Below are 13,774 nucleotides of genomic sequence, written 5' to 3' on the forward strand. Positions count from 1 at the left end.
CGCCAGGCGCCGCAAGTTCAAGTCAGTGGGCGCTGCGTTCAGCGGCTTCTAAGGTGTTGACGAGCAGCATCGTGATGGTCATGGGGCCGACACCGCCAGGCACCGGCGTGATCCAGCCGGCCACTTCCTTGACACCCTCGAAATCGACGTCGCCGCAGAGCTTGCCCTCGTCGTTGCGGTTCATGCCCACGTCGATCACGACTGCGCCGGGCTTGACCATGTCGGCGGTCAGCACGTTGCGCTTGCCCACGGCGGCGACGATCACGTCGGCCTGGCGGGTCATGGCGCCGAGGTCGGGCGTGGCGCTGTGGCAGATGGTCACGGTGGCGTTCTTCGCGAGCAGCATCAGCGCCATCGGCTTGCCGACGATGTTGCTGCGGCCGATGACCACCGCGTGCTTGCCGCGCAGGTCGTAGGCTATCGATTCGAGCATCTTCATGCAGCCGTAGGGCGTGCAGGGCCAGAAGCCCGGGGCGCCGGTCATGAGCGCGCCGGCGCTGGCGACGTGGAAGCCGTCGACGTCCTTCTCGGGCGAGATGGCCTCGATGACCTTCTGGGCATCGATGTGCTTGGGCAGCGGCAGCTGCACCAGGATGCCGTGGATGGCCGGGTCGTCGTTGAGCGCGTCGATGCGCGCGAGCAGTTCGGCTTCGCTGAGCTCGGCCGGGTACTTCTCGAGCACCGAGTGCAGGCCGTTGTCTTCGCAGGCCTTGATCTTGTTGCGCACATAGACCTGGCTGGCCGGGTTCTCGCCGACCAGGACCACGGCCAGGCCGGGCGTCACGCCACGGGCCTTGAGGGCCGCGGCGCGCGCGGCGACCTCGGTGCGCAGGGTGCGGGAGAGGGCGTTGCCGTCGATCAGTTGGGCAGTCATCGTGATTTGATTTTCCAAGTAGAAACGCCCGCTTGCGCAGGCGTCGGGGGACTTTGTGGCTATCTCGCCGATAGCGATCAGGAAGCCTTGGCGGTGGGCTGGGCCTGGCCGAGCGCGATCTTCAGCAGATCGGCCACGGTGTTGGCGTTGAGCTTTTCCATGATGTTGGCGCGGTGCGCCTCGACCGTCTTGATGCTGATGCCGAGGTCGTCGGCGATCTGCTTGTTCAGGCGGCCGGCGACGATGCGCTCGAGCACCTGGGCCTCGCGGCCGGTGAGCTTGGACAGCAGCGCGTCGCGGCTGGCCGACTGCTGGTGCTGGGCGAAGGCGCCGCGCGCATGTTCGAGCATGCGCTCGACCAGCGAGACCAGTTCGTCTTCGTTGAAGGGCTTCTGGATGAAATCCATCGCGCCCTTCTTCATCGAATCGACCGCCATCGGCACGTCGCCGTGGCCGGTGATGACCATGATCGGCAGCGGCGAGCGCCGTTCGATCAGGCGGTCCTGCAGCTCGATGCCCGACATGCCGCCCATGCGGATGTCCACGATCAGGCAGGCCACCTCGCGCGGGTCGTAGCGGGACAGAAATGACTCTGCGGAGTCGAAGCAGCGGACCCGATAGTCCTTGCCTTCGAGCAGCCATTGCAGCGAGTCACGCACGGCTTCGTCGTCATCGACGACATAGACCGTGCCCTTCTTCGGAATCAAACTCATGCGGGTACCTTTGCCTCGTCGTTTGCTACGGAACTGCTAGCGTCCATCACCGGAATCCAGAAGGAAAAACGGCATCCGACCACGTCCGGACCATTGTAGATGTTCTCCGCCTGCATCCGGCCGCGATGCGACTCGACGATGGTGCGGCACAGGTTCAGGCCGATGCCCATGCCCTCGGGCTTGGTCGAGAAGAAGGCCTCGTAGAGGCGGTCCATGACCTCGGGCGCCAGGCCCATGCCGGTGTCCTGCACCGAGAACTCGATGGTGTTCTGGTTGTCGATCACCTTGGGCAGCACGCGCAGCTCGACGCTGCGGCGTGCCAGCGGGCGCTGGGCCAGGTCGATCGATTCGGCCGCGTTCTTCAGCAGGTTGACCATCACCTGCTCGATCAGGATCGGGTCGACCCGCACGATCGGCAGCCGGGCCGCCACATAGTGGTTGAGCCGCACGTTGCGCCGGCGCAGCTCGATGCCCGCCAGCTCGACGGCTTCGCTCACCATGGTGGCGACCTCGGCCGGCGTGCGGTTGGGCTCGCTGCGCTTCACGAAGGAGCGGATGCGCTGGATGATCTGGCCGGCGCGCTGGGCCTGCTTCGAGGTCTTCTCGAGCGCCGCCAGCAGCGCGTCGTTGTCGATCGACTGCCCCTTGATGCGCGACATCATGCCGTTGCAGTAGTTGGTGATCGCGGTCAGCGGCTGGTTGAGCTCGTGCGCCACGCTCGAGGCCATCTCGCCCATGGTGATCAGCCGGCTGGACGCATGCGCGCGGTCGGCCTGCGCCGCGGCCTGCTCCTCGGCGTCGCGCCGCGGCGTGATGTCGGTGGCGATCACCAGCTGCGCGAGCCGGCCGTCGACCCAGGTCAGGTAGCGCGAGCGCACCTCGAGCCACTTGCCCAGTTCGGGCACGAAGATCTCGTTGTTGGCGGGCTGGGCCGTGGTCAGCGTGTCGATGGGCAGGCCGGCGAAGGGGTCGACGTCGTCGAGTTCCTCGTCGTGCGCGGCCGAGGCCGGCACGCCGGCCTGCGCCACCATGCCCAGGTGGCCCACCGTGTCGGAGCCGAACCAGAGGCGGTACAGCTTGTTGGCGAACAGCAGCTCCTCGCTGCCGATCGGCGCCACCGACACCGCGGCATCGAGCGCCTCGAGCACCGTGGTGAAGCGCTCGTACGAGGCCGACAGCTGCTCGCGGATGCGTGTGGGCTCGGTGATGTCGGTCATCGAGGTCATCCAGCCGGTCTGGTGGCCGCGCGCGTCGATCAGCGGCGAGACATAGAGCCGGGCGTTGAAGATGCTGCTGTTCTTGCGTTTGACCCGCACCTGGAAGCCGCCGGGCAGGGCGCGGCCGTGCAGCTCTTCCTCGAGCCGCTCGTTCATCACTTCGCGGTCGGACTCCAGCCAGTAGGGGAAGGGCGGCGTCTGGCCGACCAGCTCGGTCTCGCTCCAGCCGGTCATGGCACAGAAGGCGGCGTTGACGTAGGTGATGCGGCCCTCGAGGTCGAGCACGCGCATGCCGGTCAGCATGGAATTCTCCATCGCGCGCCGGAAGTTGGTTTCGGCGACCAGCGCCTGCTGCGCCTGCAGCCGCTTGCGCGTGTGGCGCCAGGTGCCGATCAGCATCCAGGCCGTGAGCACGCTGAGCGCGCCCACCAGCCAGAACAGGCCGTTGCCGACCAGGCCGGGCGAGGTCCGGTAGGCCTGGGCGCGCAGCATCATGGCGTTGCCGATGGGCGAGACCGGCACTTCGTAGTCGTTGGTGTGCTCGATCCAGGGAAGCAGCCGGGTGCCGGCCTCGCGCGGGTTGACCGTGTTGCCGGCCAGCAGTCCGCCCTTGGCATCGAGCAGTGCGACCGCGTAGCGCGCGCTGACCTCCGGCGGCACGCCGTAGCGCAGCAGGCTGTCGACCGAGAACTCGCCCAGCACCATGCCGGCGAACAAGCCCTGGTCGAACAGGGGGATATGCAGCTGCAGCATGCCGGGCGGCTCGCCACCGGCCACCGGCTGCGAGAACACCGGCTGGCGCAGTTCGCGGGCCAGCGCGTAGTTGCTCTCGATGTCGCCGGGCCGCAGCACCTCTTCAAGCGCGTGCTGCTGGGCGGGCGGCACGCCGGGCGCCGCGTAATTGGCCTTGAAGCGCCGACGGTCATCGATCCAGCTGATGGCCTGCAACTCGGGATACTGGCTGATCAGGGACTCGGCGCGGCTGGTGAATTCGGCTGCGTCGATCTCGCGGTTCGAGGCGTCGCGGGCGATGCGCATCAGCTGTTCCTGGCGTTCGAGCAGGCGCAGCCGCAGGCGCTGCTGTGCGTACTCGACGTCGCGCTTGACCGACTCCTGCTCGCGCTCGATCTCCTCGGCGCGCAAGTACCAGAAGGCGCAGACGATGGCCGCGAGGAACAGCATCACGGCGGCCAGGGGCGCGAGCATCGCGACGGTGTCCTGCAGTACCGGCGTCTGGCGCTTCCACCAACGCCGCCACCAGGAAAGGGGCGACGATTTGACGGCGCTGCGGGCGGCGGCGAGCGGACTGAAGAAGGGCATCTCTCGAGTGTAGGGGAACCCCTAGTGAGACCGATGCGGTGGGTTCATCAAAAGCGTTCAGACTGGCAACGGCGTGCCGCCCATCGCCATCGCCATGAACACAAGTTATTTCACATTAAGAAAAGACAAAACACCATTTGAAATTTGACCTGTTCTGTGCGACATTTCCGCCCAGTTTCAGATCCACAGCCACGCCCACAAGGAGACAAGCATGTCGGCAACCCCCGAGAGAGCATTCGGCTCGGCCGCGAACGACGCGGATGCGCAGGAAACCCGTGAATGGATGGACGCACTGTCCGCCGTCATTGAGAGCGAAGGCCCCGAACGGGCGCATTTCCTGCTCGAACAGCTGCTCGAACATGCGCGGCAGAACAGCATCGACAAGCCCTTCTCGGCCAACACCGCCTACGTCAACACGCTCGAGGCCGACCAGGAAGAGCGCTCGCCGGGCAATGCCGAGATCGAGGAGCGCCTGCGCTCCTACATGCGCTGGAACGCGATGGCGATGGTGGTCAAGGCCAACCGCCTGCACCCGGCCGACGGTGGCGACCTGGGCGGCCACATCGGCTCCTTCGCCTCGCTGGCGACGATGTTCGGCGCCGGCTTCAACCACTTCTGGCGCGCCGAGAGCGAAGGCCACGGCGGTGACTGCCTCTACATCCAGGGCCACGTGTCGCCCGGCATCTACGCGCGCGCCTTCCTCGAAGGCCGCCTGAGCGAAGAGCAACTGCTGAACTTCCGCCAGGAAGTCGACGGCAAGGGCCTGTCGAGCTACCCGCACCCGAAGCTGATGCCCGAGTTCTGGCAGTTCCCCACGGTGTCGATGGGCCTGGGCCCGTTGATGTCGATCTACCAGGCGCGCTTCCTCAAGTACCTGCATGCCCGCGGCATCGCCAACACCGAGAACCGCAAGGTCTGGGTGTTCTGCGGCGACGGCGAGATGGACGAGGTCGAGTCGCTGGGCGCCATCGGCCTGGCCGCGCGCGAGAACCTCGACAACCTGATCTTCGTGATCAACTGCAACCTGCAGCGCCTCGACGGCCCGGTGCGCGGCAACGGCAAGATCATCCAGGAACTGGAAAGCGAATTCCGCGGCGCCGGCTGGAACGTGCTCAAGCTGATCTGGGGTTCCAACTGGGACCCCCTGCTGGCGCGCGACAAGGACGGCGCGCTGCGCAAGCTGATGATGGAGACGAACGACGGCGATTACCAGTCGTTCAAGGCCAACGACGGCGCCTACGTGCGCAAGAACTTCTTCGGCCGTGACCCGCGCACGCTCGAGATGGTCAGCAAGATGAGCGACGACGACATCTGGCAGCTGCGCCGCGGCGGTCACGATGCGCAGAAGGTCTTCGCGGCCTTCGACTCGGCCGTCAAGCACAAGGGCCAGCCCACCGTGCTGCTGGTGAAGACCGTCAAGGGCTTCGGCATGGGCAAGATCGGCGAAGGCAAGAACAACGTCCACCAGACCAAGAAGCTGGCGGACGAGGACATCAAGCTCTTCCGCGACCGCTTCAACATCCCGATCCCGGACAGCCAGCTGGCCGACATCCCGTTCTACAAGCCGGCCGACGACACGCCGGAAATGCAGTACCTGCACGAGCGCCGCAAGGCCCTGGGCGGTTACCTGCCGCACCGCCGCGTGAAGGCCGACGAGAGCTTCACCGTGCCCGCGCTCGAGACCTTCAAGGCCGTGCTCGAGCCCACGGCCGAGGGCCGCGAGATCTCGACCACGCAAGCCTATGTGCGCTTCCTCACGCAGCTGCTGCGCGACCAGGCGCTGGGCCCGCGCGTGGTGCCGATCCTGGTCGACGAGGCACGCACCTTCGGCATGGAAGGCCTGTTCCGCCAGATCGGCATCTACAACCCGCACGGTCAGCAGTACACCCCGGTCGACAAGGACCAGGTCATGTACTACAAGGAAGACAAGGCCGGCCAGATCCTGCAGGAAGGCATCAACGAAGCCGGCGGCATGTCGAGCTGGATCGCGGCCGCCACCTCGTACTCGACGAACAACCGCATCATGGTGCCGTTCTACGTGTACTACTCGATGTTCGGCTTCCAGCGCATCGGCGACCTGGCCTGGGCGGCCGGCGACATGCAGGCCCGCGGTTTCCTGCTGGGCGGCACCTCGGGGCGCACCACGCTCAACGGCGAAGGCCTGCAGCACGAAGACGGCCACAGCCACATCCTGGCCAACACCATCCCGAACTGCGTGAGCTACGACCCCACCTTCGCGCATGAAGTGGGCGTGATCCTGCACCATGGCTTGAAGCGCATGGTCGAGAAACAGGACAACGTCTACTACTACCTGACGCTGCTCAACGAGAACTACCCGATGCCCGGCCTGCAGCCCGGCACCGAGGAGCAAATCCTCAAGGGCATGTACCTGAGCAAGCAGGCGCCGGTGGTCAAGCCTGCCAAGGGCAGCAAGGAAGCGCCGAGCGTGCAGCTGCTGGGCAGCGGCACCATCCTGCGCGAGAGCTTCGCTGCGCAGGAGCTGCTCGAGAAGGACTGGGGCATCAGCGCCGGCGTCTGGAGCTGCCCGAGCTTCAACGAACTCACGCGCGACGGCCAGAACGCCGAGCGCTGGAACCTGCTGCACCCGACCGAGGAGCAGCGCGTGTCCTTCGTGGGCCAGCAGCTCGCCGCGAGCACCGGCCCGGTGGTGGCTTCGACCGACTACATGAAGGCCTACGCCGAGCAGATCCGTCCCTTCATCCCGAAGGGCCGCACCTACAAGGTGCTGGGCACCGACGGCTTCGGTCGCAGCGACTTCCGCAGCAAGCTGCGCGAGCACTTCGAGATCAACCGCCACTTCATCGTGGTGGCCGCGCTCAAGGCCCTGGCCGAGGACGGCGTGCTGCCCGCGACCAAGGTCGCCGAGGCGATCAAGAAGTACGGCATCGATGCCGACAAGGTCAACCCGCTCTACGCGTAAGAATCAACCCGAACAACCGACGCGCCCGACGGGCGGGAGACAACGATATGGCAGCAGTGGAAGTGAAAGTGCCCGACATCGGCGATTTCGATGAAGTCGCGGTGATCGAGGTGCTGGTGAAAGTGGGCGACACGGTGAAGGCCGAGCAGTCGCTGATCACGGTGGAGTCCGACAAGGCCTCGATGGAGATCCCGTCGTCGACCGCCGGTGTCGTCAAGGAACTCAAGGTCGCGATGGGCGACAAGATCAAGCAGGGCTCGGTCGTGCTGGTGCTGGAAGCCGAAGGCGCGGGCGAAGCCGCTGCGCCGGCGCCGGCTCCCGCGGCTGCGGCTGCGGCACCGGCACCCGCGCAGGCGGCGGCACCGGCGCCCAGCGCCGCGCCCGCACCCGCGGCGTCGGCCGGGCCGGTCGACGTCAAGGTCCCCGACATCGGCGACTTCAAGGACGTTTCGGTGATCGAGCTGCTGGTCAAGCCGGGCGACACGATCGCAGCCGACCAGTCGCTGATCACGGTGGAATCGGACAAGGCCTCGATGGAGATCCCGTCGTCGGCGGCCGGCGTGCTCAAGGAGCTGAAGGTCAAGATCGGCGATGTCGTGAACATCGGCGACCTGATCGCGGTGCTCGAAGGCACCGCTGGCGCCGCACCGGCACCGGCACCGGCCGCAGCGCCGGCGGAAGCCCCCGCGCCCGCGCCCGCAGCGGCTGCGGCAGCACCCGCCGTGGCCACGGCCTCGGCACCCGCACCGGCGCCCTCGGCGGCACCGGCGGCGCACAACCCGACCACGGCTCCCACCGGCAGCCTGCCGCATGCCTCACCCTCGATCCGCAAGTTCGCGCGCGAGCTCGGCGTGCCGCTGGAAGAGGTCAAGGGTTCGGGCCCGAAGGGCCGGATCACGCAGGAAGACGTCCAGGCCTTCACCAAGGCCGTGATGAGCGGCGCAGCCAGCACCAAGGCCTCCGCGGCCAAGGCGCCGGCGGGCGGTGGCGGCGACGGCGCAGCGCTGGGCCTCATTCCATGGCCGAAGGTCGACTTCACCAAGTTCGGCACGGTCGAGCGCAAGGAGCTGTCACGCATCAAGAAGCTCAGCGGCGCCAACCTGCACCGCAACTGGGTGATGATCCCGCACGTCACCAACAACGACGAGGCCGACATCACCGCGCTGGAAGCCTTCCGCGTGGCGACCAACAAGGAGAACGAGAAATCGGGCGTGAAGGTCACCATGCTGGCCTTCGTGATCAAGGCCGTGGTCTCGGCGCTGAAGAAGTTCCCCGAGTTCAACGCCAGCCTGGACGGCGACACGCTGGTCTACAAGCAGTACTACAACGTCGGCTTCGCGGCCGACACGCCCAACGGGCTGGTGGTGCCGGTGCTCAAGGATGCCGACAAGAAGGGCATTTTGCAGATCAGCCAGGAGATGGGCGAACTCGCCAAGAAGGCGCGCGACGGCAAGCTCGGCGGTGCCGACATGCAGGGCGGCTGCTTCTCGATCAGCTCGCTGGGCGGCATCGGCGGCACGCACTTCACGCCCATCATCAATGCGCCCGAAGTCGCGATCCTAGGCCTGTCGAAGAGCGCGATGAAGCCGGTGTGGGACGGCAAGCAGTTCGTGCCGCAGCTCACGCTGCCGCTGTCGCTGTCGTACGACCACCGCGTGATCGACGGCGCCTCGGCCGCGCGCTTCAATGCGTACCTCGGCCAAGTGTTGGCGGACTTCCGCCGCGTGCTGCTCTGAGAACAAGGAACCCGAGATGAGTGAACAACAGATCAAGGTTCCGGACATCGGCGACTTCGACGAGGTCGCGGTGATCGAGGTGCTGGTGAAGGTGGGCGACACGGTCAAGGCCGAGCAGTCGCTGATCACCGTGGAGTCGGACAAGGCCTCGATGGAGATCCCCTCGTCGGCCGCGGGCACGGTGAAGGCCGTGGCCGTGAAGATCGGCGACAAGATCAAGCAGGGCTCGGTGGTGCTGACGCTGGAGGTGGCGGAAGGTGCTGCGGCAGCCCCTGCGGCTGCGCCCGCACCGGCGCCCTCTGCAGCAGCGCCGGCCGCCAAGGCCGCGGCACCTGCGCCCGCACTGGCCCCCACGGCCGCGCCCATCGTGTCGAGCTACGGCGGCCAGGTCGACGTCGAGTGCGACGTGGTCGTGCTCGGTGCCGGCCCCGGCGGCTACTCTGCCGCCTTCCGCGCGGCCGACCTCGGTCTCAAGGTGGTGCTGATCGAGCGCTATGCCACGCTGGGCGGCGTCTGCCTCAACGTGGGCTGCATCCCGTCGAAGGCACTGCTGCACGTGGCCTCGGTGATGGACGAGGTCAAGCACTTCGCCGACCTGGGCGTGGACTTCGGTGCGCCGACCATCGATCGCGCCAAGCTGCTGGGCCACAAGAACAAGGTGGTGGGCAAGCTCACCGGCGGCCTCACGGCCATGGCCAAGATGCGCAAGGTGACGGTGGTGCGCGGCGTGGGCAGCTTCATCGACGCGAACCACCTCGAGGTCGACGAGACCTCGGGCACGGGCTGGGACACCAGCGGCAAGAAGCAGGTCGTGAAGTTCCGCAACGCGATCATCGCGGCCGGTTCGCAGTCCGTGAGCCTGCCCTTCATGCCCAAGGACGACCCGCGCATCGTCGACTCGACCGGTGCGCTGGAGATGGGCATCGAGCCCAAGCGCATGCTGATCCTGGGCGGCGGCATCATCGGCCTGGAAATGGGCACGGTGTATTCGTCGCTGGGCGCGCGCCTGGACGTGGTCGAGATGCTCGACGGCCTGATGCAGGGCGCCGACCGCGACCTGGTGAAGGTCTGGCAGAAGATGAACGCGCCGCGCTTCGACAACATCATGCTGAAGACCAAGACCGTGGGCGCCGAGGCGACCAAGGACGGCATCAAGGTCACCTTCGAAGGCGAGAACGCGCCCAAGGAGCCGCAGCTGTACGACCTGGTGCTGCAGGCCGTGGGCCGCAGCCCCAACGGCAAGAAGATCGGCGCCGAGAAGGCCGGCGTGACCGTGACCGACCGCGGCTTCATCCCGGTCGACATCCAGATGCGCACCAACGTGCCCAACATCTTCGCCATCGGCGACATCGTGGGCCAGCCCATGCTGGCGCACAAGGCGGTGCACGAGGCGCATGTGGCGGCCGAGGTCATCGCGGGCGAGCAGAAGGGCGACAAGGAGCTCTCGAGCGCGGCCTTCAACGCCCGCGTGATCCCGAGCGTGGCCTACACCGATCCCGAGGTGGCCTGGGTCGGCCTGACCGAAGACCAGGCCAAGGCCGAAGGCATCAAGGTCAAGAAGGGCCACTTCCCCTGGAGCGCTTCGGGCCGCGCGATCGCCAACGGCCGCGACGAGGGCTTCACCAAGCTGCTGTTCGACGCCGAGACCCATCGCATCCTGGGTGGCGGCATCGTCGGCACGCATGCCGGCGACATGCTGGGCGAGATCGCGCTGGCCATCGAGATGGGTGCCGACGAGATCGACATCGGCAAGACCATCCACCCGCATCCCACGCTGGGCGAAAGCATCGGCATGGCCGCGGAAGTGGCGCACGGCACCTGCACCGACCTGCCGCCGGTCAAGCGCTGAACGGCGCGCCCGGCCTGAACGAAGAATCCCGCCGCCGGCGGGATTTTTTCTAGGTGCGCGGGCGATACCATCGAGCGCCCGCTCTCGATCGGTCGGTCACGCCCATCGCCTGACCCTGCCTTGCGCCTTCCGGGCGCTCCCTACCCACGACACCGAGGTTCGTATCCAAGCCCTGCTCGACACCATCGCCCGCATGGAGCGACCCACCGACGCCGTCCGCATCTTCCACGGGCGCGGCGGCCTGCATCCGGGTTGCGAAGACTGGGCGCTCGATGCCTTTGCGCCCGTGCTGCTGCTGACCTGCTTCCGGCCCGTCGGCGACGCGGAACTGGCGGCCGTCGGCGAGGCGCTGGCCGCGCGTTGGCGGCAGCTCGATGCCGGCCCTCTGAACTGGGTCCTGCAGACGCGCGAAGGCGGTGGGCAGACCGAGACGCGGCTGATGGCCGGCGAAGTGCCCGAGGTGCACGAGGTGACGGAGCAGGGCACGCGCTACCGCGTCCACCTGTTGCAGGGGCAGAACCACGGGCTGTTCCTGGACATGGCTGCGGGCCGCCAGTGGACACGTGCATACGTGGCGCAGCGCGCGGCCGCCAACGCCGCGGCACGCGCGGCGGGCGGCTGGGCGCCGGGTCTGAAGGTGCTCAACCTCTTCGCCTACACCTGCGCCTTCTCGGTGGTCGCGCTGCAGGCCGGTGCTGACCAGGTGCTGAACATGGACATGAGCAGCCGCGCGCTGGCCGTCGGCCAGCAGAACCACCGGCTCAATGGCGTGCTGAAGGGTGCGAGCTTCCTGGGCCACGACATCTTCAAGAGCTGGGGCCGCATCGGCCGCGCCGGGCCCTACGATCTGGTGATCGCCGATCCGCCGAGCTACCAGAAGGGCAGCTTCGTCGCCACCAAGGACTACGCCCGGCTGCTGCGGCGTCTGCCGGAACTGCTCGCGCCGCAGGGCCATGCGCTGCTGTGCCTCAATGCGCCGGAGCTGGGGCCGGATTTCCTGCAGGCGCAGGTGGAGGCCTCGGCGCCGTCGCTGGCCTTCGTCGAGCGGCTGGCCAATCCCTCGTCTTTCGCCGATGCGGCACCCGATCGCGCGCTCAAGGTCTTGGTCTACCGCGCGGGCTGAACCGGTTGCCCCATGAAAAAACCCGCCGATGGCGGGTTTTTTCATGGGAGACGGCGGGGTCGCCGGCCTTACTTGCCGGAAATGGCCGCCGTGGTCTCGGTTTGCGCTTCCTGGACCCGGCGGGCGCCGTCGAAGCGGCGCTGCCAGTAGCTGCCGTTCATGTCCTCGACCCGGACCTGGGCGCCGCTGCGCGGCGAATGGATGAACTTGCCTTCGCCGACATAGATGCCCACATGGCTGAAGGCGCGGCGCATGGTGTTGAAGAACACCAGGTCGCCGGGCTTGAGTTCGCTGCGGTCGATCTTCTCGGTGGCGGCGGCCTGTTCCTCGGCGCGGCGCGGCAACAGGTGGCCGACGGTCTGGTTGTACATCGCGCGCACGAAGCCGCTGCAGTCGAAGCCGGTCTCGGCTGAGTTGCCGCCGCGGCGGTAGGGCACGCCCAGGAAGCCCACGGCGGTGACCACCAGGTCGGAGGTGCGGTCGACGACCGTCTGGCTGACGTGCTGGATGTGGCCCATCAGGCCCTTGTCCGTCAGCATGCGCTCCATGTCGTCCGAGCGGTCCTGCGGTGGGGCGGCGTGGGCCGCACTGGCCAACAGGAGGGAGGCGAGTAGGAGTGGAATTCGCATGGGCTCGTAGGATGGGGATGACAGCATGCGCCGTCAAATTCAGACGAAGTCGCGATTCTGCATGCAAATGGCTGTGGCGATTGGGGTTTTCGGCTTTTTTGACCATCAAAAATGTAACGATGACCCGCCCGGGCGCTGCTGCGCGGCGGGTTGTACCTAGAAGGTTTTCAGTATTCGCCGCGTCCGCGCTGCGGTCCCGTCGCGCGTTCCGCCTCAAGGAGTTGCATGCATCCGAACAAAAATCCCCGCCGAAGCCTGCAGTACGGGCTGTTGGCGCCCGTTTTGGCCCTGGCCTGCACGGCAGCCCTGGCCCAGCGCCAGCCCGAGGTGCGGGCGGAGCAGGTCGCCAGCGGACTGCAGAACCCATGGGCGGTGGCTTTCCTGCCCGAAGGCCGCTTCCTGGTCACCGAAAAGGCCGGGCGCATGCGCGTGGTCGGCGCCGATGGCAAGCTGGGCGCGCCGCTGGCCGGCCTGCCCGCCATCGCGGCCGGCGGGCAGGGCGGCCTGCTCGACGTGGTGACCGACAGCGGCTTCGCCGGCAACCGCACGGTCTATTTCTGCTTCTCCGAGCCCGAAGTCGGCGGGTCGGCCAACAGCACGGCGGTGGCGCGCGCCCAGTTGTCGGCCGACGGCGCGCGGCTCGAGGGCACGAAGGTGATCTTCAGCCAGCGGCCGAAGGTGACGAGCAGCGCCCACTTCGGCTGCCGCATCGTCGAGGCCCGCGACGGCACGCTGTTCGTCACCCTGGGCGACCGCTTCGGCCGCAAGGACGATGCGCAGAAGCTCGACAACCACCTGGGCAAGGTGGTCCGGATCCAGAAGGACGGCATGGTGCCGCGCGACAACCCCTTCGTGAGCCGCGCGGGCGCGCTGCCCGAGATCTGGAGCTACGGCCATCGCAACGGCCAGGGTGCGGCGCTGGCGCCCGACGGCCGCTTCTGGATGCACGAGCACGGCCCGCAGGGCGGCGACGAGATCAACGTGCCGCAGGCCGGCAAGAACCACGGCTGGCCCGTGATCACCTACGGCGAGAACTACGGCGGCGGCAGGATCGGCGACGGCCTGACGGCCAAGGAAGGCATGGCGCAGCCGCTGCACTACTGGGTGCCCTCGATCGCGCCCTCGGGCATGGTCTTTCTCACCAGCGACCGTTACGGCGCCGCTTGGAAGGGCAACCTGTTCGTCGGTTCGCTCAAGTTCGGCTACCTCGACCGCATCGAGCTCAAGGACGGCAAGGTGGTGGCCGAGCACAAGCTGCTGGAGGAGGGCCGGGCGCGCATCCGCGACGTGCGCCAGGGGCCCGACGGCTGGCTGTATGTGCTGACCGACGAGGCCGACGGCAAGCTGCTGCGCCTGCGGCCGCGCTGAGCCA

The 13,774-nt window shown here is 67.4% G+C and carries 9 protein-coding genes; 5 read left to right on the forward strand and 4 right to left on the reverse strand.

The window, feature by feature from the left end; all coding sequences use genetic code 11:
• Window positions 1-22: 22 nt before the first annotated feature.
• The 3 genes from folD to K0H49_RS21000 form a co-directional block, all read right to left on the reverse strand.
• A complete protein-coding gene (gene folD / locus K0H49_RS20990; protein ID WP_219216598.1) occupies window positions 23-874 on the reverse strand; it encodes a bifunctional methylenetetrahydrofolate dehydrogenase/methenyltetrahydrofolate cyclohydrolase FolD in 852 nt (283 codons plus the stop codon).
• 77 nt (window positions 875-951) lie between these two features.
• A complete protein-coding gene (locus tag K0H49_RS20995) occupies window positions 952-1,587 on the reverse strand; it encodes a response regulator transcription factor (protein WP_183027591.1) in 636 nt (211 codons plus the stop codon).
• On the reverse strand, window positions 1,584-4,124 hold the full coding sequence (locus K0H49_RS21000) for a PAS domain S-box protein (protein WP_219216600.1): 2,541 nt from the start codon (window positions 4,122-4,124) through the stop codon (window positions 1,584-1,586). Before K0H49_RS21000 ends, K0H49_RS20995 begins: the two co-directional genes overlap by 4 nt.
• Window positions 4,125-4,335: 211 nt before the next feature.
• On the opposite strand from K0H49_RS21000, the gene aceE reads away from it, so the two are divergent.
• The 4 genes from aceE (at window position 4,336) to K0H49_RS21020 (ending at window position 11,773) form a co-directional block, all read left to right on the forward strand.
• Complete coding sequence (gene aceE / locus K0H49_RS21005; RefSeq protein WP_219216603.1) at window positions 4,336-7,065, forward strand: pyruvate dehydrogenase (acetyl-transferring), homodimeric type; 2,730 nt, start codon at window positions 4,336-4,338, stop codon at window positions 7,063-7,065.
• 47 nt (window positions 7,066-7,112) lie between these two features.
• On the forward strand, window positions 7,113-8,801 hold the full coding sequence (aceF, locus tag K0H49_RS21010; RefSeq protein ID WP_219216605.1) for a dihydrolipoyllysine-residue acetyltransferase: 1,689 nt from the start codon (window positions 7,113-7,115) through the stop codon (window positions 8,799-8,801).
• A 16-nt stretch (window positions 8,802-8,817) separates the two neighbouring features.
• The gene (gene lpdA, locus K0H49_RS21015; RefSeq protein ID WP_219216607.1) at window positions 8,818-10,650 is read left to right on the forward strand and encodes a dihydrolipoyl dehydrogenase; all 1,833 of its coding nucleotides are present in this window, start codon (window positions 8,818-8,820) and stop codon (window positions 10,648-10,650) included.
• Window positions 10,651-10,813: 163 nt separating this feature from the next.
• The gene (locus K0H49_RS21020) at window positions 10,814-11,773 is read left to right on the forward strand and encodes a class I SAM-dependent methyltransferase (RefSeq protein WP_219219056.1); all 960 of its coding nucleotides are present in this window, start codon (window positions 10,814-10,816) and stop codon (window positions 11,771-11,773) included.
• Between the two features lie 68 nt (window positions 11,774-11,841).
• Here the strand turns inward: K0H49_RS21020 and K0H49_RS21025 are convergent, their stop codons facing one another.
• Complete coding sequence (locus tag K0H49_RS21025) at window positions 11,842-12,402, reverse strand: C40 family peptidase (protein ID WP_219216609.1); 561 nt, start codon at window positions 12,400-12,402, stop codon at window positions 11,842-11,844.
• Between the two features lie 225 nt (window positions 12,403-12,627).
• Between K0H49_RS21025 and K0H49_RS21030 the strand changes: the two genes are divergently transcribed.
• Entirely contained in the window at window positions 12,628-13,770 is a 1,143-nt protein-coding gene (locus K0H49_RS21030) for a PQQ-dependent sugar dehydrogenase (protein ID WP_219216611.1), read from the forward strand.
• Window positions 13,771-13,774: the final 4 nt, after the last annotated feature.

The organism is Variovorax boronicumulans, assembly GCF_019352895.1.
Taxonomy (GTDB): Bacteria; Pseudomonadota; Gammaproteobacteria; order Burkholderiales; family Burkholderiaceae_C; genus Variovorax; species Variovorax boronicumulans_A.

Excerpts from the sequence above, each read along its gene's own strand:
- aceE (WP_219216603.1), top strand. The coding sequence starts at position 4,336 with ATGTCGGCAACCCCCGAGAGAGCATTCGGCTCGGCCGCGAACGACGCG.
- K0H49_RS21030 (WP_219216611.1), top strand. The coding sequence starts at position 12,628 with ATGCATCCGAACAAAAATCCCCGCCGAAGCCTGCAGTACGGGCTGTTG.
- K0H49_RS21000 (WP_219216600.1), bottom strand. The coding sequence starts at position 4,124 with ATGCCCTTCTTCAGTCCGCTCGCCGCCGCCCGCAGCGCCGTCAAATCG.
- K0H49_RS21025 (WP_219216609.1), bottom strand. The coding sequence starts at position 12,402 with ATGCGAATTCCACTCCTACTCGCCTCCCTCCTGTTGGCCAGTGCGGCC.
- K0H49_RS20995 (WP_183027591.1), bottom strand. The coding sequence starts at position 1,587 with ATGAGTTTGATTCCGAAGAAGGGCACGGTCTATGTCGTCGATGACGAC.
- folD (WP_219216598.1), bottom strand. The coding sequence starts at position 874 with ATGACTGCCCAACTGATCGACGGCAACGCCCTCTCCCGCACCCTGCGC.
- lpdA (WP_219216607.1), top strand. The coding sequence starts at position 8,818 with ATGAGTGAACAACAGATCAAGGTTCCGGACATCGGCGACTTCGACGAG.
- aceF (WP_219216605.1), top strand. The coding sequence starts at position 7,113 with ATGGCAGCAGTGGAAGTGAAAGTGCCCGACATCGGCGATTTCGATGAA.